This window comes from Paenarthrobacter sp. AR 02 (assembly GCF_021538675.1).
Classification (GTDB): Bacteria; Actinomycetota; Actinomycetes; order Actinomycetales; family Micrococcaceae; genus Arthrobacter.
The window spans coordinates 62,059-85,830 of sequence record NZ_JAJUKH010000003.1; the positions used below are offsets into that span (position 1 = coordinate 62,059).

Genomic DNA, 23,772 nt, shown 5'->3' on the forward strand with positions numbered 1-23,772 from the left:
GTATCCCTGCTTAGCCGAACAGGACGGCAGCTTCGTCATAACGGTCCTGGGGAACGGTCTTGAGCTTTCCGAGAGCCTCATCAAAGCTCACACTCCGTATTTCCGTTCCTTTGAGCGCCACCATGGTGCCCCAGCGACCCTCGACGACGGAGTGGACTGCGGCCATGCCCAAACGCGTGGCCAACACGCGGTCAAAGGCGGTAGGCACTCCACCGCGCTGGATATGGCCGAGGATCGCAGTCCGGGTTTCGATACCCGTCATCACTTCCAGTTGCGGGGCTAACTGATCGGCGATGCCACCCATACGTGGACGGCCGAAGGTGTCCAGGCCCCGTTCGGAGTGAGGGGTCTCCATGTGGTTAGGAACGAAGCCCTCAGCTACTACCAGCAAGGGTGCCCTGCCGCGGGCATGTGCTTCCAGCATCCATTGGCCGATCCGCTCCACGCTGACCTTTTGCTCAGGAATCAGGATGGCATGCGCGCCGGACGCCATCCCTGCGTGGAGGGCGATCCAGCCCACGTGCCGTCCCATGACTTCAGCGATCATGCAGCGGTGGTGGGATTCCCCTGTGGTCCGGAGCCGGTCCATCGCTTCGGTGGCGATATGCACCGCGGTATCGAAACCGAAGCTGTAATCCGTGGCGTCGAGATCGTTGTCCACGGTCTTGGGAACGCCCACGATATTGAGCCCGGCATCGGTGAGCCTTTGGGCGGCGGCCAGGGTGCCCTCACCACCGATCGCGATGATTGCGTCAATGCCCAGGCGGTCCAAGTGCCCTTTGATGACGTCCGGGCCACCACCATCGCCGAAAGGGTTGGTGCGCGATGTCCCCAAGATGGTGCCGCCTTGCTTGGCAATGCCGCGGACCATGGAGCGGGGGATATCGACGACGTCACCTTCCACCACTCCACGCCATCCGTCCCGGAAACCCACGAACTCGAGTCCGTGGATGGCGATGCCCTTCAGGACCGCCCCGCGGATCACCGCATTCAATCCGGGGCAGTCGCCGCCGCTGGTCAGGATTCCAATCTTCATGCTTCAGCTCACTTTGTTGGGGCTGGCTTTTGGACGGCCATCAGGAGCCCGCGGCTGCCAGTACGGACAGGGCTTCCTCCACCATGTTCGCCACGGGGTAAGACGGCCGGTGCACGCCTGCCATTTCCTCCATCACCCGGACAACCTGGCAGCTGTAGCCGAACTCGTTGTCGTACCAGACGTAGAGAACCAGGTTCTTGCCGTTCGAGATGGTGGCCAGCCCATCTACTATCCCTGTGTGCCGGGACCCCACGAAGTCCGTGGAAACAACGTCCGGGGATTCGATGTAGTCGATCTGATGCCGTAGGTCCGAATGCAGCGCCATTCCGCGCAGGTAAGTGTTGACATTGTCCTTGGTGGTGCCGCGCTCAAGGTTCAGGTTCAGTATGGCCATGGACACGTCAGGGGTGGGCACCCGGATGGCGCTTCCGGTGAGCTTGCCTTGCAACTCGGGCAGCGCCTTCGCCACGGCCCTGGCAGCCCCGGTTTCGGTGATGACCATGTTGAGCGCTGCGGAGCGGCCCCGGCGGTTTCCCTGGTGAAAGTTGTCTATGAGGTTCTGATCGTTCGTGAACGAGTGGACCGTTTCCACATGGCCATGGACTATTCCGTACTTGTCATTGATGGCTTGCAGGATCGGTGTGATGGCGTTGGTGGTGCAGGACGCCGCGGTGACGATCGTGTCGTCGTCGTTGACGTCCCGGTGGTTGATGCCGTGCACGATGTTCTTCAGCCCACCCTTGCCCGGTGCGGTCAGCAAAACACGGGCGGCACCTTGACTCAGGAGGTGCTGCGAGAGGCCTTCTGCGTCCCGCCACCGTCCGGTGTTGTCAACAATCAAGGCGTCCCTGATCCCGTACGCCGTGTAATCGACCGTGGCGGGGTTGTCCGAGTAGATGACCTGGATGCGGACGCCGTTGGCCGTAATGGTGTTGGCCTCGTGGTCTACCTTGATGGACCCTTCGAAGGGTCCATGGACCGAGTCCCGACGCAGCAGGCTGGCGCGCTTGGTGAGGTCGTTCTCCGCGCCTTTGCGAACAACAACCGCCCGTAGCCGCAGGCCATGGCCGCCGCCCGCCTGCTCCACCAGAAGCCGCGTCAGCAGGCGTCCAATACGGCCAAAACCATAAAGCACGACGTCGGTGCTGCCGCCGGCCCCGCCGCCGCGCCTGCCCGCTACTCCCGCGAGTTCTGCGCTGAGGAATTCCTCAACGCTGGTGCCCGTGCGCTTGTCCTTGAACTTCTGGTTCAGGCGGGCGATATCGACGGTGGCCGGTCCGAGCTGGAGTTGGACCAATGCGTTGACCAAGGGAGCGGTCTCTTCCAGGAGGAGTTCCTCCTTGCTGATCCGGCGGGCGAAACGATGGGCTTTGAGGATGCTCATGGCGGACTGATTGACCAGGCTGCGTCCGTGGATGGTGGTGACCACGTTGTTTTCCCGGTAGAGCCGGCCTATGACGGGAATCATGGCCTCGGCGAGGGCCTCCCGCCCCATCCATTCGGCAAGGCAAGTATCTGAAGTGAGCATCGGTCTGCCTTTCCGGAGGAGCTGTGGGACAGGTTCGCCTGCGGCAACGAATGCTGCAGCGGCTGACTTCCATCGTCCTTCGGGCGCGATAAACCCGAAACGCTAATTCGGGATGGTTCTTCCCACTCCTTTGAGTGGGCGTGGTCCTTTCAGTCCCGTTGCTGGGACTGGGCGTACTCGAGGGTGAGTTTCGTGTCGATCAGATGGAAGACGTTCCGCCTGATGTGTTCCTGCACCAAGGCTTCCGCTGTGCCCGGTTGGTCCCGGGCTATTGCCCGGGCCAGTCCAAGGTGCTCGGCGGCAGCGGTTGCGGTGTCTACCTGCACCCCGAGAGGAGTCCATAGCTGTTGGACGGTCTCTTGTTGGAGCCGGATCTCGGCGCTGGCAAGCCTCGGTGACCGGGCGGCGACAGCAAGTTGGATGTGGAACCGGCTATCCGCGGCTGCTCGGACTTCGGGAGACGCAGCACCGTCCAGTACACCGGCCAACATATGCAGGCGCTTGAAGTCCTGGGGTTCGGCGCGCTCGCAGGCAAGACGGACAACTGCCGTGGAGATGGCAATGTGCTCCTCACCGATGTCCCGTATTTCCGGAATCGATGTTGAGAGGAACCACGCCTGCATCTCGTCGGCAGGGTACAGGGGGTATCCGGCGACGAACGACCCGCCACTTCGCCCTCTGCGGGTCTCTACGGTTCCCCGGATGCGCAGTTCAGTCAGGGCTTCGCGAAGAGTCGTGCCCCCAACACCGAACTTTTCCGAGAGGGCGGTCTCCGCCGGCAGGCGTTCACCGACGTTGAGCAAACCCAAAGCAACGGCCGTGGAGATCCTGTCGACGATCGCCTCGGCCCGCTCGATCTCCGGTAGTGGCCGGTAGATCTGCGACTCGAACGGAGAAGGCGGTGCCAAGTGTCTCAGCTCCCAAGAACGGCTACGAGGTGGCTCCAATACTACAGAGCACGGTTACGCAGGCTGGGCTGAGGACTGCCACCCCATCCTTAAGGGTAGGAAGAACCGTCAGAAAACAGTGTTACCCCATCCCTTGTGTTTCGGAAGCATAGTCAACAACCGAACATCACTCCGAAGGCCCCTACGGGCAGAGGACCGAATCGAAGGGACCATAGATTGTGAATCCGGCAGCAAACGCAACGAATGCGGCTCCGACCACGACCCCGTCCGACATTGCCCGCAACATTTCCCTCGTCCTTGACGAGATGTCGGGGACGGTCGTCAAGATTGATGAACAGCAGATGGCCCGCATTGCAAGCCACCTCGCACACCCTGGACGAATCTTCGTGGCGGGAGCCGGTCGCAGCGGGCTGGTCCTTCGGATGGCCGGCATGCGATTGATGCATTTGGGCCTCGCTGTCCATATCGCCGGTGATGTAACAACTCCGGCCATCTCCTCCGGAGACCTCCTTCTGGTGGCCTCCGGATCTGGCACCACCTCCGGGGTGGTCAAGTCCGCGGAAACGGCCGCTAAGGCAGGGGCCCGCATCGCAGCTTTCACCACCAACCCGGACTCGCCGCTCGCTGGGCTTGCTGATGCATTGGTGATCATTCCGGCAGCCCAGAAGACCGACCACGGATCGTCGAAGACCCGTCAGTACTCCGGCTCGCTGTTTGAGCAGGCCCTGTTCGTGGCCACGGAAGCCATCTTCCAGTCCCTCTGGGACAACGATCCGCAGCCTGCCGAAGAGCTGTGGCTGCGGCACGCGAACCTCGAGTAACCCACCCATCGATTTCTCACACTCAGATCAGTTCTCAACAGAAAGCAGTAACGTCATGAAACTCCAAGTTGCCATCGACCTCCTGACCACCGAAGCCGCCCTGGAGCTGGCTGGCCAGGTCGCCGAATACGTTGACATCATTGAGCTCGGCACTCCGTTGATCAAAGCGGAGGGCCTGTCCGTGATCACGGCGGTCAAGGACGCGCACCCGGACAAGATCGTCTTCGCGGACCTCAAGACTATGGACGCCGGTGAGCTCGAGGCCGACATCGCGTTCAAAGCCGGGGCTGACCTGGTAACCGTGCTCGGAGCCGCTGACGACTCCACCATTGCAGGGGCGGTCAAGGCAGCCAAAGCGCATAACAAGGGCGTTGTTGTTGACCTTATCGGCATCGCGGACAAAGTCACCCGCGCCAAGGAGGTCCGCGCCCTGGGCGCCAAGTTCGTGGAAATGCACGCTGGCCTGGATGAGCAGGCCAAACCCGGCTTCGACCTGAACGGTCTCCTCCGCGCCGGCTCGGAAGCCCGTGTTCCGTTCTCAGTGGCTGGCGGCGTCAAGGTTGCCACCATCGGAGACGTCCAAAAGGCTGGTGCCGACGTCGCGGTGGCCGGCGGCGCCATCTACGGTGCCGACGATCCGGCGGTGGCCGCCAAGGCTCTTCGCGCAGCTATCGTGTAGCAAACGTATAAGGTGGTGTCCCGCGGACGATGAGTCTTGGGGCACCACCTTTTTGATGTCCGCGTCAATCACTTCTACTACTCTTTCGAGTAGTTTCACCCCTGCTGCCGCATGCCGTGGCTGTGGGCCAGCGCGATCGCCTCAGTTCGTGAACCGACGTCGAGCTTTTTGAAAAGGTTCCGCACGTGGAACTTCACCGTATTTTCGCTGATGCCCATGGCCGCGGCGATGGTGCGGTTGCGGTGCCCGGAAGCCAAATGCTGGAGGACCTCCAACTCGCGTGCGGCCAGGTTCCAGCCGGCGACATCGCCAGCCGGACGTGCCGGAAGATCCAGCGGCAGTGAAACGAAGACGTCCGCACCCCAGCCGGACATGACGTCCATCCGCAGCTGACCGGTGAGGGCCTGGACCCTGCGGTCCAGGCGGCCGATATTGGGATCCTTGGTGGTCAACGCCCCGCCGCCGTCGTCGCGCACGTTGATCAGCAGGTTCTCGCCGTCGCAATCCCAATGCGTGCGTATCCGGGTGACCTCCGGCTGCTCCATCATGACCAGGACGAGCCCACGGACGATCGCGCGTGCAGCGTGCGCGACCTCCCCGGGGAGCGCCCGGCCGTTGAGGGGTGGTTCGATGAACTGAACCTCGATGCCGCTGAATCCGGTGAGGGGGCGGAGGTCCTCACGCAGGCGTTCAAAAGCCTTGGCCACAGGTTCTTCGACCAAGTCAGTGGTGCGGTCGCTGTGTGTGCGCAGCGCAATCAACGCTTTCGCGGCGAGGTCCGTGACGGTGGTGCGGGCTGTGGCGTGGTCCAGTGCCGATGACCGCAGCGCGGCCAGAAGCGTTTCCAACGTGGTGGAATGCAGGTCGGTCAGCTCGGCTGTGACCCGGAGCCGCTCCGCCGAAGCCGCCCGCGACTCCACCAAGTACGACGGCGGTGCGTCCGCGACCTTTTCCTGTATCCGCCGGGCGGTCAGGTTCCAGAGGAACCGCAGCAGATCCAGCCAGGCACTGGTGTCGGGTTCGATCGGGTTGGGATCGGTGAGGACCAGTAGTGCGTTGCTGGGCGCGTGCTTGAGGGCCAGCGCATGCCTTTGTTTGCCGGCGAGTTCGGCCTCACCGAACCACGGATCCTCATCGGACAACTGCGCGCGAAGCAGGTCGAGCTCGGCAATCGAGACCTTGGAAATGATGTCCTCCGCACCGGCCTTTTTCTGCGGGCGCCCAGTGCAGTCCTCCGTGAAAATGACCAAGGCGCTGCTCCCGACGGAAGGAAGGGCAGCTTTACGGAGCCGCTGGGCTATGTGGGACAGCGGGGCATCGGCCAGGGCGGCCACGGCGTTCAACAACGGCCAGGGAAGGTCAGAGAGAGTCATGGCTGCATCCTTGTGCGCTCAGCAGGGCGGCGCCGCAGCGCGCACCCTGTAGGGGCAGAATCGAACCCCGTCCGAAAGTGTAGTCAAAAACTGTCAGAAAACAGTGTTATCACCCACTCCTTGTTTAGGAAGTATGAGGAGCAAGCAAAAGATGACGTGCTGGCCAGCCTTTTTATGGAGGCCAACTGATCGAAGGGGACATATCGTGAACCAAACAGAAAGCACGGCGGTCACATTCAGCGACTCAGGTCTTGCAGCCACACTGGAGTGGACCGTCGAGGACCAGCGGGCTGTTGACACGGCCCGCGTGTTGGCCGCCGACGCCGTGGAGAAGGTCGGCAATGGCCACCCCGGTACGGCAATGAGCTTGGCTCCGGCAGCGTACCTGCTGTTCCAGAAGCTGATGAGGCACGATCCCCGCGATCCGGAGTGGATCGGCCGCGACCGTTTCATCCTGTCACCGGGTCACTCTTCCCTGACCCTCTACATCCAGCTTTTCCTTTCCGGCTACGGCCTGGAACTGAAGGACCTTGAGGCGTTGCGCACTTGGGGTTCGCTGACCCCGGGCCACCCCGAGTACAAGCACACCGTCGGTGTGGAGATCACCACCGGCCCGCTCGGCCAGGGCCTCGCATCTTCCGTTGGTTTCGCTTACTCGCAGCGCCGCCAGCGCGGCCTGTTCGACGCCGATGCTCCCGCCGGCGAATCGCCGTTCGACCACACCATCTGGGTGATCGCATCCGACGGCGACATCCAGGAAGGCGTCACGTCCGAGGCGTCCTCGCTGGCCGGGCACCAGGAACTGGGCAACCTCGTAGTGATCTACGACGAGAACCACATCTCCATCGAAGACGACACCGACATCGCCTTCACCGAGGACGTCCTCAAGCGCTACGAAGCCTACGGCTGGCACACCCAGCGCGTGGACTGGACCCGCCCAAGCGACAACAATCCGACCGGCGACTACGTCGAAGACGTCCAGGAACTGTACTCGGCACTGCAGGCTGCGAAGGCTGAGACGAACAAGCCGTCCATCATTTCCCTGCGCACCATCATCGGCTACCCGGCCCCGAAGAAGCAGAACACCGGCAAGATCCACGGCTCCGCACTCGGTGCCGAGGAAGTCGCAGCGCTCAAAGAGGTCCTTGGCTTTGACCCCGGGAAGTCCTTCGAGATCGACCAAGCCATTCTGGACCACGCCCGCAAGGTTGTTCAGCGGGGTGCAGCTGCCCGTGATCACTGGGATGCGACGTTCTCTTCCTGGCAAAATTCACATCCGGAGGGCGCCGCCCTTCTGGAGCGCATCGAGGCTAAGCAGCTTCCGGCCAATCTTGGCGAGGTTCTGCCGGTGTTCGAGGCCGGCAAGGACGTTTCCACCCGCGCGGCCTCGGGCAAGGTCTTGAACGCCATCGGCCCTGTCCTGCCTGAACTCTGGGGCGGTTCCGCTGACCTTGCCGAGTCGAACAACACCACCATCGAGGGTTCGCCGTCGTTCATCCCGACATCGCGTTCCACGGAGGCTTGGAAGGGCAACCCGTACGGACGTGTCCTGCACTTCGGTATCCGTGAGCACGCTGCCGCGTCGATCGTGAACGGTATCTCCCTGCACGGCCGCACCCGCGCCTTCTCCGGTACATTCCTGATCTTCAGCGACTACCAAAAGCCCGCCATTCGGTTGTCCGCGTTGATGGGTGTCCCCTCCATCTATGTGTGGTCGCACGATTCGATCGGCCTGGGCGAAGACGGACCCACCCATCAGCCCGTCGAGCAGCTCGCCTCACTCCGGGCCATCCCGGGCCTGGACGTTGTCCGCCCCGGCGACGCCAACGAGGTCGGTATCGCTTGGCAAACCATCTTGGAGAACCACCAGAATCCCGCAGGCATTGTGCTTACACGTCAGAACGTGCCGGTATTTGACCGTGGTGCGGGTGAAGCCAACGGAGATACATTTGCTTCCGTTGCTGGTGTTGCCAAGGGTGGCTACGTCCTGGCGGAAGCCTCCAAGGACGGCGAGACGGTCGACCCGCAGGTGATCCTGATCGGCACCGGTTCAGAGGTTCAGCTCGCGGTCGCTGCCCGCGAAGCCCTGCAGGCCGAAGGCATCGCTGCCCGCGTGGTTTCCATGCCCTGCGTTGAGTGGTTCAACAAGCAGGACGAGGCATACCGCGAGTCCGTGCTCCCCGCCGCGGTGAAGGCCCGTGTGTCCGTTGAGGCCGGCCTGGCGTTGGGCTGGAAGGAATTCGTTGGCGACGCCGGCCGCTCCATCTCCCTGGAGCACTTCGGCGCCTCCGCCGACTACAAGCGGCTCTTCAACGAGTTCGGCATCACCGCCGAAGCCGTTGCCGCCGCAGCCAAAGACTCCCTCGCTGGCTTGACTGCCTAATCATCGAATACAGGAAAATCACCATGTCCACTACTCCCACGCAGCAACTCTCCGACGCCGGCCTCTCCATCTGGCTGGACGATCTCTCCCGCCAGAGGCTCTCAAGCGGCAGCCTGCAGAATCTCATCGACCAGAAGAACGTGGTGGGCGTGACCACCAACCCCTCCATCTTCCAGGCGGCCATCACGTCCGGCACAGATTACGAAGACGCCATCATTGCGCAGGCCGCAGCAGGGGCCAGTGTCGAGGAAACGATCTTCGAGCTCACCACTACCGACGTTGCAGATGCCTGCGATCTCTTTGCTCCGATCGCCGCTGCCACTGACGGCGTCGATGGCCGGGTCTCCATCGAGGTGGATCCCCGCCTCGCCTGGGACACGTCCGGCACCATCGCCGAGGCCAAGAAGCTCTTCGCCAAGGTCAACAAGGAGAATGTCCTGATCAAGATCCCGGCCACCCGGGAAGGACTCCCAGCCATCAGCGCGGTTCTCGCGGAGGGAATCAGCGTCAACGTGACCCTGATCTTCTCCCTCGCCCGCTACCGGGCTGTGATTGACGCCTTCCAGTCGGGCATCAAGCGGGCCATGGAAAACGGTCATGATCTTTCGAAAATCCACTCTGTGGCATCGTTCTTCGTCTCCCGCGTCGACACGGAAATCGATCAGCGCCTTGACGCCATCGGCACCGAAGAAGCCAAGGCACTCAAAGGCAAGGCAGGGTTGGCCAATGCCCGGATCGCCTATCACGTGTACGAAGAACTTTTCTCCACGGAGCGCTGGGCTGTCCTGGCTGCAGCGGGGGCGCGTCCACAGCGTCCTCTCTGGGCTTCAACCGGTGTCAAAGACCCGGCATACCCTGACACCCTCTACGTCACGGAACTCGTTGCGGCCGGCGTAGTGAACACCATGCCGGAAAAGACACTGGATGCCACCTTTGACCATGGCATCGTCACGGGAGACACCATCGCCGGTACCTATGACGAAGCGACTGTCATTCTCAGCTCCCTCCGAAACCTCGGCATCACCTACAACGAGGTGGTTGACCAGTTGGAATCCGAAGGTCTTAACAAGTTCGTCGCGAGCTGGAACGACCTGCTTTCCGACGTCGAAAGTGCCCTCACCGCCGCCCGCAATGCAGCGTGACCACCTGGCAATGCCAGCTCTGACCCTTACCGAAAGGCAGGCACCATGTCCCCCTCGCCCCTGACTTGCTGTATCAATCCCAGCATCCTCTCGGCTGACTTCGCCAACCTCGAATCCGAGCTGGCCCGCATCAGCAACGCAGACGCAGTACACGTCGACGTCATGGATAACAGCTTCGTGCCCAACCTGACCATCGGTCTGCCTGTCGTGGAGCGGCTGCAAAAGGTCAGCCCGGTGCCATTGGATGCACACCTGATGATTTCCGACGCCGACCGTTGGGCACCGCTGTACGCCGACGCCGGTCTGTCGTCGGTCACCTTCCACGTGGAGGCCGCGATGGCTCCCATCAAGCTCGCACGCGAACTCAGGGCCCGGGGGGCCAAAGCGGGCATGGCTCTGCGGCCCGCCACTCCAGTGGAGTCTTACCTTGACATGCTTTCGGAGCTTGACATGCTGCTGCTCATGACGGTGGAGCCGGGCTTTGGTGGCCAGGCGTTCTTGGACGTGGTGCTGCCCAAGATCCGACGTGCCCGTGAGGCCGTGGATGGTTCCGGAGTGAGCGTGGCCATCCAGGTTGACGGTGGCATTACAGAGGAAACCATCCTCCGCGCAGCGGAGGCCGGCGCCAATGTCTTCGTGGCGGGTTCGGCCGTTTACGGTAAGCCTTCACCGTCCGAGGCGATTGAGGCGCTGCGGACCAACGGACAGCTTGCATTGGCCTCCAACAATCCACGGAAAGCCTGAGGCCACGCATGCGTGTTCACATAGCGACGGACCATGCCGGGCTGAAACTCAGCTCGCACCTCATCACTGCGTTGACGGCCAGCGGCTACGACATGGTGGACCACGGACCCGCGTCCTTCGACCCGGACGACGACTACCCTGCGTTCTGCATTAAGGCGGCGACCGCCGTCGTCAATGACCAGGAAGCGGGCGTGGAGACGCTGGGGATCGTGCTGGGTGGGTCCGGCAACGGCGAACAGATATCGGCGAACAAAGTCAAGGGTGTGCGAGCAGCGTTGGTGTGGAACGTGGACACCGCTGTGTTGGCCCGGCAACACAACAACGCAAACGTGATCGCTGTGGGTGGACGCCAACACAGTGTGGAGGAAGCCACGCAATTGATCAGAGCATTCCTTGCCGAACCGTTCAGCAACGCCGAACGCCACGAGCGTCGAATCGGCCAAATTACCGCATACGAGACCGACGGGGAGGTTTCCGAGTAGCCATGCCCATTGCAACCCCAGAGATTTACTCCGAGATGATCGACCGTGCGAAGGCTGGCGGTTTCGCTTTCCCCGCGGTGAATGTGACGTCGTCGCAGACTCTGAACGCTGCGATCCGCGGTTTCGCCGAGGCCGAGTCGGACGGCATCATCCAGGTTTCCACCGGTGGCGCAGCGTACTGGTCCGGTGCTTCGGTCAAGGACATGGTGGCCGGTTCGCTGGGTTTCGCCGCGTTCGCCCGTGAAGTTGCCAAGAACTACAACGTCAACATTGCCCTGCACACGGACCACTGCCCGCAGGATAAGCTGGCGGACTTTGTCCTGCCGTTGCTGGCCGCGTCCGAGGAAGCCGTGAAGGCCGGCAAGGACCCGATCTTCAACTCGCACATGTGGGACGGCTCGCACGAGACCTTGGAAGATAACCTGCGCATCGGCCGGGAACTTTTGCAGCGCGCTGCTGCTGCGAAGATCATCCTCGAGGTTGAAATCGGCACCGTCGGTGGCGAGGAAGACGGCGTGGAGAACGAGATCAATGAGAAGCTTTACACCACCACCGAGGACGCTCTGGCCACGATCGAGGCCCTGGGTGCCGGTGAGAACGGCCGTTACCTGACCGCGTTGACGTTCGGTAACGTGCACGGTGTGTACAAGCCGGGCAATGTGAAGCTTCGCCCGGAACTGCTCAAGCAGATCCAGGCCGAGGTGGGTGCGAAGATCGGCAAGGAAAACCCGTTCGACCTCGTCTTCCACGGCGGTTCGGGTTCCACGGAGCAGGAAATCGCTGACGCTGTTTCGTACGGTGTGATCAAGATGAACATCGACACCGATACCCAGTACGCGTTCACCCGCCCGGTGGCCGGGCACATGTTCTCCAACTACGACGGCGTCCTGAAAGTCGACGGCGAAATGGGCAACAAGAAGACCTACGACCCCCGCGTGTGGGGTGCTTCGGCCGAAGCAGGCATGGCCGCACGCATCGTCGAAGCCGCCCAGCAGCTCGGATCCGTCGGCAAGACCTTCTAGCCGTGGAACATCACCTGATTATCGATGGCCACAACGACATGTTGTGGAAGCATCATGAATTGGCTGGCTTGGACTTCGAACGCCTCGATCCTTCGCGTGAGCAGCCGCTGCTTCAGACGGACCTGATCCGCCTGAAGCGTGGGGGAGTGGGGGCACAGTTTTGGTCCATCTGGGTGCCCACCAACTCAGACCCGGCTGAGGCGCCCGCCCTCACGCTGGCCCAGATCGAGGCCGTCCACCGTCTATGCGAGACCTACCCGCACCTCACTGCCCTCGCGCGGTCCGCGGATGACGTTGAGCGCTGTTTCTCCGAGGGGAGGATCGCCTCCCTGATGGGCATGGAAGGCGGGCACCAGATCCACGATTCCCTCGATGTGCTGCGGTTCATGTACCGCAACGGCGTCAGGTACATGACCCTCACACACAACAGAAACACTGCGTGGGCGGACAGTGCAACGGATGTCCCAAACGTGGGAGGCCTCAACGCCTTTGGCGAATCCGTGGTGGAAACGATGAACCAACTCGGCATGTTGATCGACCTGTCGCATTGCGCAGATTCGACCATCGAGCAGGTCACACGCCTCAGCAAAGCCCCGTTGTTCTTCTCGCACTCCGGCGCCCGGGCCCTCTCCGACCATCCCCGTAACGTCACAGACAGCATGTTGGGTGCCGTCAGGTCCAGCCGGGGGATCGTCATGGTGGTGTTCCTCCCGGAGTTCCTTTCCGAGGAATACCGTCGATGGTCTGCTGCGCGTCAATCCGCGCAAGGAGACTGGACGGGCCCGCTGGCCGCCCCACAGGAAAATGCCTGGCTCGCGGAGAACCCAAAGCCTCCCTGCGGCATTCGGGAGATCTGTAACCACATCGAGCACATTCGTGACGTCGCCGGTGTGGAGCACGTCGGAATAGGCAGTGACTTCGACGGGATGACCCCGCCCGACGACATGGCATCGGTGGACCGCTACCCAGCTCTGCTGGAGGAGTTGGAACGCCGCGGGTGGTCCAGCTCTGACATCGCCGCGCTGACCCATGGCAATCTGATCCGCGTGCTGCGGGACACCGAAGCGTAGGCGGAAAACCTCACCACACGGCGTCGCGTTTAGCTTCCCTCACCATGGGTGACCCAGGCCCACCGGCCCCTTGGTGGCCTCTGGACCCCGTCCTGGCGTGGCTGGGACGCTGCAGCGAACGGCGGGTTCGGACGCTTGAACGGCGTGCTCCGGGAGTCCGGCGGTAGCGGCTGTTCGGGAGGTTTGGGCAGGCATAGGTTGTCTCTCAGTTTGCATAATTCGTCAACTAACGGAGCCCTCGAGACTCCTGCTGAAGGAGTAACCATGTCTGGAAGCCCCGACGCCCACGTGGACCTCACCTACGACCGGACCCTGGCAACGCGTCGACCACCTGGCAAACGGAATTGCCCGGTGGCTGGCGGCCCGCCACGGGCCGAAGGGCCCGCCCGGCTCGATTTGAGGTGCCTCGCCAGGCCCAGCCGCGACGCCAATCCATTGGGCGATGATTTTGACTACGCCAAAGAGTTCTTGTCTGTGGACCTGGACGAGCTGGCCCGGGATGTCGACCAGGTGCTGACCACCTCCCAGGACTGGTGGCCCGCTGACTTCGGACATTACGGCCCGCTGGTCTTGCGCATGGCATGGCACAGCGCCGGCACATATCGTGTGGGTGACGGTAGGGGTGGCGCCGCCGCTGGAATGCAGCGCTTTGCACCCCTGAATGGTTGGCCTGACAACCGAAACCTAGACAAGGCGCGAAGGCTTCTGTGGCCTGTGAAACAGAAGTACGGTTACAAAGTCTCCTGGGCCGACCTGATGATCTTCGCAGGGAACAGGGCCTTGGAGTCCATGGGCTTCAAAACCTTCGGGTTTGGGGGTGGACGCGAGGACGCCTGGGAAGCTGACGAGACGTATTGGGGACCAGAGGATACGTGGTTCGCCGACGAACGCCACAGCGGCATCCGGGATTTGCATGAGCCCCTCGCCGCCAGTGAAATGGGCCTGATCTACGTGGACCCGCAAGGGCCAGCCACGGTCCCTGACCCGATTGCTGCAGCCCGGGAAATTCGTCAAACGTTCCTGCGCATGGGGATGGACGACGTCGAAACAGTCGCCTTGGTGGCGGGAGGCCATACGTTCGGCAAGACCCACGGAGTCGCCCAGCCCGGCACCCACCTGGGACCTGAACCGGGATTAGGAGGCTTCGAACTGCAAGGTCTGGGCTGGCCCAATTCGTTCGGAACAGGTAAGGGTGCCGACACCATCACCAGTGGGCTGGAAGGAATTTGGACGCCCACCCCGACCACATGGGACAACAGCTTCCTGGAAATACTGTTTGCGTACGAGTGGGACGTGGTTCTTAGCCCGGCAGGTCTGTGGCAATGGGTTCCCAGCAATGGCGAAGGGGCCGGTACGGTTCCCGATGCCCACGACCCGTCCAAAAGCCACGTCCCCACGGTACTCACCACGGACCTTGCCCTGAAGGAAGACCGAAAATACGAGGTGATTGCCCGGCAATTCCTGGAGAATCCAGAACAACTGGCGGATGCCTTTGCCCGTGCCTGGTTCAAACTCACGCACTCGGATATGGGCCCCGTCAGCCGATATCTGGGCCCGTTGGTCCCGCGCGAACGCCTGATCTGGCAGGACCCGGTGCCGGAACCGAACCACGAGCTGGTGGGCGCGGACGACATCCGCACGCTGAAGAGCCACGTGCTCGCATCGGGCCTGTCCGTGGGACAACTCGTTTCTACCGCGTGGGCTTCGGCCTCCACGTTCCGTAACAGTGACAAGCGCGGGGGCGCCAACGGAGCGCGCATTCGCCTTGATCCCCAACGGGGCTGGGACGCGAACGATCCTGAGTCATTGGCCAAAGTGCTCGACACTCTTGAATTGATCCGGGATCAGTTCAACACCTTCCAGTCTGGTTCGAAAACGATATCCCTGGCCGACCTGATCGTGCTTGGCGGATGCGCAGCGGTGGAACACGCCGCAGCCAGGGGAGGCCACGACGTCGAGATCCCTTTCCGGCCCGGACGGACAGATGCCACTCAGGAGTGGACTGATCCCGAGCGGTTCTCCGTGCTTGAACCTACAGCGGATGCATTCCGTAGCTACCTTGGACCGGGTACCCGACTCCCGTCAGAATTCCTATTGGTGGAGCGCGCCCATCAGCTGACACTGACTGCCCCCGAGATGACCGTTCTGCTCGGTGGTCTGCGGGTGATGGGTGCGAACCACAAAGGTTCGCCACTGGGCGTGCTGACCTTAACTCCGGGGATTCTTACCAACGATTACTTCGTCAACCTGCTGGACATCGACACCGTCTGGACGCAAACGGCGGACGGCAGTACGGGTGAGGAGGCCTTCGAAGGCAAGGACCGGAAGAGCGGGCAACGCAAGTGGATCGCAAGCCGCACTGACCTCGTCTTTTCGGCCAATGCCGAGTTGCGTGCCCTGTCGGAGCTCTATGCGGGCAAGCATGTCGAATCAAAGTTCATCAACGATTTTGTCTTCGCGTGGCAGAAGGTCATGGACCTCGACAGGTTCGATCACTAGCGAGGCGATGCACGAGCACCTTGCCAAGGACTGGCAACACCAAAACTAAGGAGCAAATGGATGTCTCTCGGAACAGTCTTTCTTTCCGAACTCTTCGGAACAGCAATACTGACCCTCTTGGGCTGCGGCGTAGTGGCGAACGTTGCGCTCAAGGGCACTAAAGGAAACAACGGCGGATTCCTTATGGTGACGTGGGGTTGGGGTATCGCCGTTTTTGCCGGCGTCTTTGTCGCCGTGAAGTCCGGCGCACACCTCAACCCAGCAGTTACTTTGGGCCTGCTAATCAATGGCAAGGCGGAATATGCGCCAGGTGTGGCAGTGGACTTCGCCTCCACGGTCACATATTTCGGAGCGCAATTGTTGGGCGCAATCCTCGGGGCCGTCTTCATGTGGGCCGCACACAAGCAGCATTTTGATGTCGAACCCGAGCCGGCCAACAAGCTGGGCGTTTTCGCCACGGGGCCGGCCATCAGGTCCACGCCCTGGAACCTTGTCACCGAGATCATCGGCACGTTCGTCCTGGTCTTCGGGATCCTCACGTTCGGCGGCACGCCTTCTGGACTGGGTCCCCTTGCCGTCGCCCTTCTGGTGGTTGGCATTGGTGTGTCCCTTGGCGGTCCCACCGGTTATGCCATCAATCCTGCCAGGGACCTGGGCCCCCGAATTGCCCATGCGCTCCTTCCCATTAAGGGCAAGGGCTCCAGCGATTGGGGCTACAGCTGGATTCCAGTTGTGGGGCCACTCGTCGGAGGAGCGCTGGCCGGAGTGGTCGCCGCGGTTGTGCCAATAGTCGCGCCCTGAAGAAAGCAGAGCATCATGAAACTACAAGTCGCCATCGACCTCCTAACTGCCCACGCGGCCCTCGAGCTCGCAGGCAAAGTGGCCGACTACGTGGACATCCTGGGGCTCGGGGCTCCGTTGATCAAGTCTGAAGGTCTCCCGGTTGTCAGCGCCGTCAAGAAGGCACACCCCGACAAACTTGTCCTGGCGGACCTGCAGACCATGGATGCTGGAGAGCTTGAAGCAAACCTTGCCTTCGCGGCAGGTGCGGACCTGGTGACGGTGCTCGGTGTCGCTGACGACTCAACCATTGCCGGTGCGATCACAGCGGCCGCGGAATGCGACAAGGGCGTGATCGTCGATCTCATTGGCGTGGCGGACAAGGTGGGCCGGGCCAATGAGGTCCGGGCCTTGGGCGCCAAATACGCGGGGATGCATGCTGGATTGGACGAGCAAGCCCAACCGGGCTTCGACTTGGCGCGGCTGCTCCGTATGGGCAAAGAATCCGGTGTCCCTTTCTCTGTTGCAGGCGGTGTAAAGCTGACCACGATCACCGACATTCAGCAGGCTGGGGCTGACGTGGCCGTCGTCGGAAGTTCCATTTATGGCGCTGCGGACCCCGCCCAGGCGGCGCGGAAGCTCCGGGGTGCTGTCATGTGGCTTCCTGTTCCGAGGACGTGACGACGGATGCGAAGCTCAATCAGCAAAGCCTGGCACCAATTGCTGCAGGCAATGTCTTACGTGCATCCTCTTCCTCCCGGTCAGGAACCCGTCAGTTGCGTGGTGTGCGGACACAGGGAACCCGGAGACGACGCCGACCAGCTGGACTGGTTCGTCGTCGCCTCCGGGTTCTTACCGAGCTGCATAAACTGCGCCGAAATCCCTGATGTGGCTTCCCTATATCAAGATCGATGAACGGCTTACGGACGGTTACGTTTGCTCACGGCGTTGATGCTTTTCCGAGTTGGTGAACTTCGCAGGGGCAGTACATGTTCCGGCACGTGTAGCAGGCGGGCATCATTGTGCACCGTTGGCAGACCTGGCAGTCCACCGGGTCAACGTGCCGACCCGATCCTGCTGACGTATAAGGTTCACCGCAGTGATAGCAGGGGGGACGCGTTGGGTCATCCTCAAGGCCATGAATTTCAAGGTTCTCCATTAGTCACCATCCGTAGGGGCGATGCCCTCATCAATGATGTCGACGCCCAGGAGCATGAGGCATGCCACGACCAGGAGGACAATCCCGGTCAGCAGGTCCATGCGGAGGCGGGGCAGGAAACGGGGAAGGAAGCTGGCGATCGTTCGGCCAATTTGGTGTCCGGCGACTGACATCACAAACGTGGTCAAGGCGAACAGGGCCGGCGCCAGCCAGGGCGAGTGGCCGGCCAGCCCCAGGGTGGCCCCGGCGGCAACATTGTCGAGGCTCAGGGGCAGGGGAAGCCAGCGCCGTGCCGTTTTCATATCGAGATCCGCGTGTTCGGGAGAGCGCAAGGACTTGATGATGAGCCACAGGCTGTAGGCGGCCAAGCCGATCGCACCGATGACTCCCGCCAAACCCTCGATCTTTGTGCTCAGATAGGCGCCGAGCAGGATCCCGGCGACCGGTGCCACGCCGTCCCACATGGCGAAAACCAGCGATGTCCGCACGGACGTGCGCCAATTAGGTTTGAGGCCACCAAGCACAATGGACGTCCGGAAGTTGTCCAGGCCGAGGGCAAATCCCAACCCGAGCAGGGCGATCATGCCTTCTCCCTGAGTATGGTCGGGGACAGCTGGACAGGTATGCCTGTGGTCCTTCGCGGTGTGACATTCGTAGCCCGGTTGGGACGACCCATCGCCATACGGGGGATCAGTGTCCCGCCGGCGGGCCGGGAGGGATCGTTAGCCGTCGCCACAGCCGCCTCGATGAGGCCGTGGTCGGGGGAAAGGTGGCAGACCGGATCTGTTCGCGCGGCGTCGCCGGTCAGCGCAAAGGCCTGGCACCGACAACCACCGAAGTCGATCTCCTTGCGATCGCAGCTGCGGCAGGGGTCGGGCATCCATGAGTCGCCCCGGAATTGCTGGAACAGCGGTGCCTGTTCCCAAATCCATCCCAGGGAGTGCTCACGCACGTTGGCAGCTGGAAGCCCGTGGCCCAATGCCAGCTCGTGGGCGGCCGGACACGGCAGTGCATCGCCATTGGGCACCACGGTGAACTGTCGGCTGGCCCATCCGTCCATGCAGGGTTTTGGGTACTTGCTGTAGTAGTCCGGGACGACGTAGATGATCTCCATGGATTCCGCGAGCCGTTCCCGTGCCTCGCGAACAACCACCTCGGCATGGTTGAGCTGCTCCCGGCTTGGAAGGAGTTCGGGCAGGTTAAGCCCTGCCCAGCCGGCATATTGCGTGTTCGCCAGCTCGATGCGGTCCGCGTGCATCGCTTCTGCCATGGCGATGATGCCGCCGATCCGATCGATATTGAGCCGGTGCAGCACTACGTTCAGGGTGAGTGGCCAGCCCAGATCCTTAACCTGCTGGGCGACTATCTGCTTGCGGGCAAATGAGGGGGTGCCCGCAATGTCATCGGACAGTGATCGCTCATCCGATTGAATGCTGAGCTGCACATGGTCCAGGCCCGCCTCGCGAAGCTCGGCCGCACGGCGCCGGGATAAGCCAAGGCCGCTGGTGATCAGGTTGGTGTAAAGGCCCAACTGGTTGGCGGAGCGCACCAACTCGACAATGTCGTGGCGTTGGAGGGGCTCACCCCCGGAGAGGTGCAGCTGGAGTACCCCCAGTTCGGCGGCTTCGGCGAAGACCCGTTTCCACTCCTCGGTGCTCAATTCGTCCCGGTAGTCGTCGAGCTGAAGTGGATTAGAGCAGTAACCGCACTTGAGCGGGCAGGCATAGGTGAGCTCAGCGAGCAGTCCGTAGGGCCTATCCATGTTTTACCTCCATGCCGTGCTTGGTGACGAGCCCCGCCACGAAGCGTTGGATGTCGCCGTATGCGACCTGGTCATACTGGCCGCGCAGTTCGGCCTCGATCTCTGCGAGGGTCCTGGTGGCGTCGCACAGCTCCACGATGGCGGCACCGGTGGCATTGATGGTCCAAATGGTCTCGGGCGAGAGCAATGCGTACTCCCCACGCGCGGCGTTGAAGACCAGCCGAACGTGGGGAGACAACCTCGGCCGGGCGGTAGCGTCAACGATTTCCATAGCCCTGGTCAATCGCATCGAGCATGCTCCACAGCACATCGCATTTGAAGGACAAAGCGGCGACGGCGGCGGCCTGCGTTTCGGGGGTGACGCAGTACTTTCTAACGATCTCCAGGCCATGTTCGGAGTCGCGGGGGGCTTGGGAGATACGTGCCCGGAAATAGGCAAGGCCTTCCGGAGCAATCCAGGTGTAGTAGCGCTCAAACGCCGAGAGCCGTTCTGCCATAAGGTCCGGGGCGAACAGCTCGGTCAGGGAAGACGCGACGGACTCCACCCAGGGCTTGGTGCGGGTAAAGGTGACGTACGCATCGACGGCGAATTTCACGCCAGGGAGCAGGTGCCTGGAGTCCTCGACTTCCTCACGGGTCAAGCCGACGGCTTCGCTCAACCGCAGCCAGGACTCAATTCCGCCGGTCCCTTCGGTGACGCCGTCGTGGTCGATGATCCGTTGTACCCAGCGTCGCCGGACGTCGCTGTCCGGGCAGTGGCTGAGGATCGCCCCGTCTTTCCGGGGGATGTTCATTTGATAGTAGAAGCGGTTTGCCACCCACCCCCGGAGTTCTTCCGGGGTGGACTGGCCCGCGTTCATGCGCCGGTGAAAGGGATGCTCGCTGTGATATTGCTTGGCATGCGCGCGGAGGGACTCTTCGAGCTCGTCCGGCGTGAGTACTGCTGTCATGGCTGCTCCTTAGATTTCAAACTCAAGCCCGTCTACAGCGACCTCCACGCCATGCCGGTCGAGGTGAAGGCGTTCTGGCGAGTCGTCGAGCAGGATCGGGTTGGTGTTGTTGATGTGGACGTAGATCTTGCGCGGGATCTTGAGTGCGGACAACGCTTCGAGGCTGCCGCCGGGACCACTGATGGGAACGTGTCCCATGTCCCGAGAGGTTTTGTCGGCCAGGTCAAGGCTGGCCATTTCGTCGTCGCGCCAGAAGCTTCCGTCGAGCAAGATCGCCGAGCAATCCTGGAACTCCCCGAGGACGCCGGGGGTGAGTTTCTGCACGCCGGGGAGGTAGACAAAGGAGCGGTCTGTGCTGATGTCCGTGACGCGGTACCCCACTACCCGGCCGTAAGAGGTTGTTTCCGCGAAGCGCTTCGGCTTGGCAGTGGGAACATTGAAGGCACGATAGGACAAACCCGCCCCAAGTTGCGCCTCCACACCCGGGATCACGGGTGTCCACACCACAGGGCAATACTGTTGGAGCGTTTGCAGAATCCCTGTACCGGAAGTGAGTGTTCCATGGGCGGATTCCGTGGCATGCACTTCGACGCCACGGCCCTCACGCATCAACAGCAGGCCCAGCGAATGGTCAAGCTCAGCATCCGTGAGCAGGACGGCTTGCACCCGTGGACCTTGCCCAGGCACGGGGTGCAGGGCTTCAAAGGATTCTATTTGGGACTGGATGTCCGGTGAACAATTGAGCAGGAACCACTGGTGGCGGTCAGCGCTGACCGCGATGGACGATTGGAGGCGCGGAACACAGGGACGGGATCCGTCCCTCGCCGCGCTGCACGAAGGACAGGCACAGTTCCACTGCGGAAACCCTCCTCCGGCTGCTGAACCCAGAACGCGTACCCACATCTCCGATGATGCCTTTCGTCCGTGTTGGTGGAGGTATGCCGGCGAAGTACCGGCATACCTCCGGGCCACTACTTGGTTGCCACGTAGGCAGTTACTTCTGCCGAGACGCGGATTTCCGCGAGCGTGGGAGCTTCCCAGCTCTTCTTGGTGCTTTGATCAGTCATGTTCCTTCTCCTTTCATTGATGGGTGGGTTTGCAGGACACAGCTCAGTCGGGCAGAGCGAAGGCGATGACCGCGCTGCCGTGGCCTTGGCCAAGTAGTCCGGGCACGATGCCTTCGAGCCAACCGCCCCAACCAACGGGGACGACGACGAACTGCTTGCCGTCCACGCTGTAGGTCGAGCAGCTGCTGTGGTGGCCGCTGCCGCACTGGAATTCCCAGAGCTTTTCACCGGTGCGGGCATCCAGCGCTACGAATTCCCCCGTCGGGGTGCCGGCGAATACCAGGTCGCCGGCCGTGGCCAGCACGGACGCGGCCATGGGGTAGTCGATGCGCCAGCGCCATTTCTCTTCACCGTAGGTGTCGAAAGCGCTGACGGATCCGGCCATGTTGTCGATGTCCACCTGGACACCGGCACCCCAGTACGGAATGCCTTCCTTGAACTCGCGCCGCCGGCGCGTGGCGGTAGCACCGACGTCGGCCACTGGCACATAGAACAGCTCCGTCTTGCGGCTGTATGCGGCGTGCGTCCATTCCTTCGCGCCGGCCGGGCCGGGGTAGAAGTGGACCGGTTCGCCTTCCTTGTCGGGGTACTTCCGAGGAGTTACTTTCCCATCACGGGTGATGACGCCCCAGTCGATGCGGTCCACAAAGGGAGTTACGTGCTGCAGCTCGCCGTTGGTCCGGTCCAGGACGAAGAAGTAACCGTTCTTGTCGAAGTGGCCGAGGAGCTTCTTGCCATCACGCTCAAACAGGGTCATCTCCATGGTGGAGTCGTAGTCCCACAGATCGTGCGGGGTGAACTGGTAATGCCATTTGATTTCCCCGGTGTCGACATCCATCGCCACGACACTGTCGGTGTAGAGGTTGTCCCCTTCACGGACCCCGCCGTCGAAGTCCGGAGCAGGGTTGCCGGTACCTGCGTAGTACAGGTTCAGCTCAGGATCGTACGTACCGGTAACCCAGTGGTTACCACCACCGCGCTGCCAGGCCTCACCGTCAGCGGGCCAGGTTTCCGAGCCGGGTTCGCCCGGCTTGGGCACAGTGTAAGTACGCCAACGCTGCTCACCCGTTTCCAGGTCCCAGCAATCGATATGGCCACGTACCCCGAACTCTCCGCCGGCGCTGCCGGTGATCAGAGTGTCCTTGATGACGGTTGGGGCAATCGAGGCACTTTCACCTGCACGCACATCGCCAATGGTTTTTTGCCACACCACGTCGCCGTTTGTTGCATCCAGTGCCAACAGCTGGGCGTTCGGGGTCACGAAGAAGACTTTCCCCTTGGCTACTGCACATCCCCGGTTGACGTTGCTGCAGCACAGCGAAACGTCAAAAGGAATCGCATGCTTGTAGCGCCACAGCTCCTTGCCGGTCACCGCGTCCAGCGCCCAGAACCAGCCGTCCCAGCCGGTGACGTACATGACGCCATCGACAACCAGGGGGCAGGCTTCGAAGGCATAGGTGGAGGTAGCTGCCATCTGACCGGAATGGCCGGCCTGGAAGATCCACGCAGGGCTGAGCTTGCTCACGTTCCCCGTGTTGATCTGGTCCAACAGGCTGTAGCGCTGTCCGTCATAGGCGCCGTAGTACGTCAGCCAGTTCTGTGATTCCGAACGCGCGTTCAACAGGCGCTCGTAATCAATATCGTTTGTCACGGCGGGGGCGACCCCCGCCATGCTGCTCAGCGCGCTATGGTCTATAGCCTCGCCGGCGTCAACATACTCAACAGTCATCGATCTGGTCCTTTCTATGCGCGGGGTTGGGTGGGACGATCCAGGCGGGCTTCGGGGGGCACTTCGCCCTGCACGACGATCGCGGCAGTGAGGCCCCGTCCTTCGTCGTTGCCTCCCGGCGAGCTGTACCAGTAGTAGCCCGGGCCATCCAGACGGATTTTCGCCTTTCCCCGCGAATGGTTCACCAGCCACAGGAACTTTTGGTCGCCGTTGCTTGGCAACAGGCAGGCATGGGTGTTCTTGTCATCGTTGATGACGGTCAGTTCCAGATCACCGCCATGCGGCAGAACGAGAATGGCCGGATCCCAGCAAACCTCGTCTTCCTTGATCCGGATGGTCGCCTCCATAGTGCCGTCGGCACGTTCCGTCGCCTCCGCGATGGAACCAGTGGCCAACACCCGGCCCATGGATGCTTTGTTCTGTCCGTCCAAACCGAGCCTGGCCAGCAACTCTGACCGTTCCTCAGTAATGTTTTCTTCAGCAATCGTCACCAGACATCACCTCCTCGTGAAATCACATACGAATTACGCGAGCATTCATGCGTAACAGCCAGCTCATCCGAGCAGCTGAGAGCTAACCGTATGCCCGCCCAAACCGGCCGAAAAGGTACTACCGCCGGACCCTCGGAGGCTGCCGTT

The 23,772-nt window shown here is 62.0% G+C and carries 23 protein-coding genes; 11 read left to right on the forward strand and 12 right to left on the reverse strand.

What is annotated here, in order from left to right; all coding sequences use genetic code 11:
* Positions 1-10: 10 nt before the first annotated feature.
* The 3 genes from LRQ04_RS09570 to LRQ04_RS09580 all read right to left on the reverse strand — a co-directional run bounded on the left by LRQ04_RS09570 (position 11) and on the right by LRQ04_RS09580 (position 3,472).
* Positions 11-1,036: an ATP-dependent 6-phosphofructokinase gene (locus LRQ04_RS09570; protein WP_235519824.1), complete on the reverse strand. Its 1,026-nt coding sequence runs from the start codon at positions 1,034-1,036 to the stop codon at positions 11-13.
* Positions 1,037-1,076: 40 nt separating this feature from the next.
* The gene (locus tag LRQ04_RS09575; RefSeq protein WP_255774087.1) at positions 1,077-2,564 is read right to left on the reverse strand and encodes a glyceraldehyde-3-phosphate dehydrogenase; all 1,488 of its coding nucleotides are present in this window, start codon (positions 2,562-2,564) and stop codon (positions 1,077-1,079) included.
* Positions 2,565-2,713: 149 nt separating this feature from the next.
* Positions 2,714-3,472 (reverse strand): FadR/GntR family transcriptional regulator, encoded by a 759-nt coding sequence (locus LRQ04_RS09580; protein WP_235519825.1) that lies wholly within the window; start codon positions 3,470-3,472, stop codon positions 2,714-2,716.
* Between the two features lie 218 nt (positions 3,473-3,690).
* On the opposite strand from LRQ04_RS09580, the gene hxlB reads away from it, so the two are divergent.
* Positions 3,691-4,293 (forward strand): 6-phospho-3-hexuloisomerase, encoded by a 603-nt coding sequence (hxlB, locus tag LRQ04_RS09585; RefSeq protein WP_284985324.1) that lies wholly within the window; start codon positions 3,691-3,693, stop codon positions 4,291-4,293.
* Positions 4,294-4,348: 55 nt separating this feature from the next.
* The gene (gene hxlA / locus LRQ04_RS09590; protein ID WP_235519826.1) at positions 4,349-4,972 is read left to right on the forward strand and encodes a 3-hexulose-6-phosphate synthase; all 624 of its coding nucleotides are present in this window, start codon (positions 4,349-4,351) and stop codon (positions 4,970-4,972) included.
* 95 nt (positions 4,973-5,067) lie between these two features.
* Here hxlA (LRQ04_RS09590) and LRQ04_RS09595 read toward each other — a convergent pair whose 3' ends face one another.
* Positions 5,068-6,345: a response regulator transcription factor family protein gene (locus tag LRQ04_RS09595; RefSeq protein ID WP_235519828.1), complete on the reverse strand. Its 1,278-nt coding sequence runs from the start codon at positions 6,343-6,345 to the stop codon at positions 5,068-5,070.
* A 205-nt stretch (positions 6,346-6,550) separates the two neighbouring features.
* On the opposite strand from LRQ04_RS09595, the gene tkt reads away from it, so the two are divergent.
* The 9 genes from tkt (at position 6,551) to hxlA (LRQ04_RS09640) (ending at position 17,148) form a co-directional block, all read left to right on the forward strand.
* A complete protein-coding gene (gene tkt / locus LRQ04_RS09600; protein ID WP_374198928.1) occupies positions 6,551-8,728 on the forward strand; it encodes a transketolase in 2,178 nt (725 codons plus the stop codon).
* A gap of 23 nt (positions 8,729-8,751) precedes the next feature.
* On the forward strand, positions 8,752-9,870 hold the full coding sequence (tal, locus tag LRQ04_RS09605; RefSeq protein WP_235519829.1) for a transaldolase: 1,119 nt from the start codon (positions 8,752-8,754) through the stop codon (positions 9,868-9,870).
* Between the two features lie 45 nt (positions 9,871-9,915).
* Positions 9,916-10,614 carry a ribulose-phosphate 3-epimerase gene (rpe, locus tag LRQ04_RS09610; RefSeq protein WP_235519834.1) on the forward strand — a complete coding sequence of 233 codons (699 nt, stop codon included), beginning with the start codon at positions 9,916-9,918 and terminating at the stop codon, positions 10,612-10,614.
* An 8-nt stretch (positions 10,615-10,622) separates the two neighbouring features.
* Complete coding sequence (locus tag LRQ04_RS09615) at positions 10,623-11,096, forward strand: ribose-5-phosphate isomerase (protein WP_235519836.1); 474 nt, start codon at positions 10,623-10,625, stop codon at positions 11,094-11,096.
* A gap of 2 nt (positions 11,097-11,098) precedes the next feature.
* Positions 11,099-12,118 (forward strand): class II fructose-bisphosphate aldolase, encoded by a 1,020-nt coding sequence (fbaA, locus tag LRQ04_RS09620; RefSeq protein WP_235519837.1) that lies wholly within the window; start codon positions 11,099-11,101, stop codon positions 12,116-12,118.
* 2 nt (positions 12,119-12,120) lie between these two features.
* The gene (locus LRQ04_RS09625) at positions 12,121-13,188 is read left to right on the forward strand and encodes a dipeptidase (RefSeq protein WP_235519838.1); all 1,068 of its coding nucleotides are present in this window, start codon (positions 12,121-12,123) and stop codon (positions 13,186-13,188) included.
* Positions 13,189-13,452: 264 nt separating this feature from the next.
* A complete protein-coding gene (gene katG / locus LRQ04_RS09630; protein WP_235519839.1) occupies positions 13,453-15,687 on the forward strand; it encodes a catalase/peroxidase HPI in 2,235 nt (744 codons plus the stop codon).
* A 60-nt stretch (positions 15,688-15,747) separates the two neighbouring features.
* Positions 15,748-16,488 (forward strand): MIP/aquaporin family protein, encoded by a 741-nt coding sequence (locus LRQ04_RS09635; protein WP_235519840.1) that lies wholly within the window; start codon positions 15,748-15,750, stop codon positions 16,486-16,488.
* A 15-nt stretch (positions 16,489-16,503) separates the two neighbouring features.
* Positions 16,504-17,148, forward strand: a complete 645-nt coding sequence (gene hxlA / locus LRQ04_RS09640; protein WP_235519842.1) for a 3-hexulose-6-phosphate synthase — start codon at positions 16,504-16,506, stop codon at positions 17,146-17,148.
* A gap of 477 nt (positions 17,149-17,625) precedes the next feature.
* On the opposite strand, the gene LRQ04_RS09645 is transcribed toward hxlA (LRQ04_RS09640), so the two are convergent.
* From LRQ04_RS09645 to LRQ04_RS09680, 8 genes are all read right to left on the reverse strand, one after another.
* Positions 17,626-18,210: a manganese efflux pump gene (locus LRQ04_RS09645; protein ID WP_235519844.1), complete on the reverse strand. Its 585-nt coding sequence runs from the start codon at positions 18,208-18,210 to the stop codon at positions 17,626-17,628.
* Positions 18,207-19,388, reverse strand: a complete 1,182-nt coding sequence (gene pqqE / locus LRQ04_RS09650; protein WP_235519846.1) for a pyrroloquinoline quinone biosynthesis protein PqqE — start codon at positions 19,386-19,388, stop codon at positions 18,207-18,209. The genes LRQ04_RS09645 and pqqE overlap by 4 nt, the downstream gene beginning before the upstream one ends.
* Positions 19,381-19,659 (reverse strand): pyrroloquinoline quinone biosynthesis peptide chaperone PqqD, encoded by a 279-nt coding sequence (gene pqqD / locus LRQ04_RS09655; RefSeq protein ID WP_235519851.1) that lies wholly within the window; start codon positions 19,657-19,659, stop codon positions 19,381-19,383. The genes pqqE and pqqD overlap by 8 nt, the downstream gene beginning before the upstream one ends.
* The gene (gene pqqC, locus LRQ04_RS09660) at positions 19,646-20,338 is read right to left on the reverse strand and encodes a pyrroloquinoline-quinone synthase PqqC (RefSeq protein WP_235519853.1); all 693 of its coding nucleotides are present in this window, start codon (positions 20,336-20,338) and stop codon (positions 19,646-19,648) included. The genes pqqD and pqqC overlap by 14 nt, the downstream gene beginning before the upstream one ends.
* 9 nt (positions 20,339-20,347) lie before the next feature.
* Entirely contained in the window at positions 20,348-21,241 is an 894-nt protein-coding gene (gene pqqB / locus LRQ04_RS09665; protein WP_235519854.1) for a pyrroloquinoline quinone biosynthesis protein PqqB, read from the reverse strand.
* A gap of 68 nt (positions 21,242-21,309) precedes the next feature.
* On the reverse strand, positions 21,310-21,405 hold the full coding sequence (pqqA, locus tag LRQ04_RS09670; RefSeq protein ID WP_235519855.1) for a pyrroloquinoline quinone precursor peptide PqqA: 96 nt from the start codon (positions 21,403-21,405) through the stop codon (positions 21,310-21,312).
* Between the two features lie 43 nt (positions 21,406-21,448).
* Complete coding sequence (locus tag LRQ04_RS09675) at positions 21,449-23,134, reverse strand: PQQ-dependent dehydrogenase, methanol/ethanol family (RefSeq protein WP_235519857.1); 1,686 nt, start codon at positions 23,132-23,134, stop codon at positions 21,449-21,451.
* Positions 23,135-23,148: 14 nt separating this feature from the next.
* The gene (locus LRQ04_RS09680) at positions 23,149-23,625 is read right to left on the reverse strand and encodes an MSMEG_3727 family PQQ-associated protein (RefSeq protein ID WP_235519858.1); all 477 of its coding nucleotides are present in this window, start codon (positions 23,623-23,625) and stop codon (positions 23,149-23,151) included.
* Between the last annotated feature and the right edge of the window lie 147 nt (positions 23,626-23,772).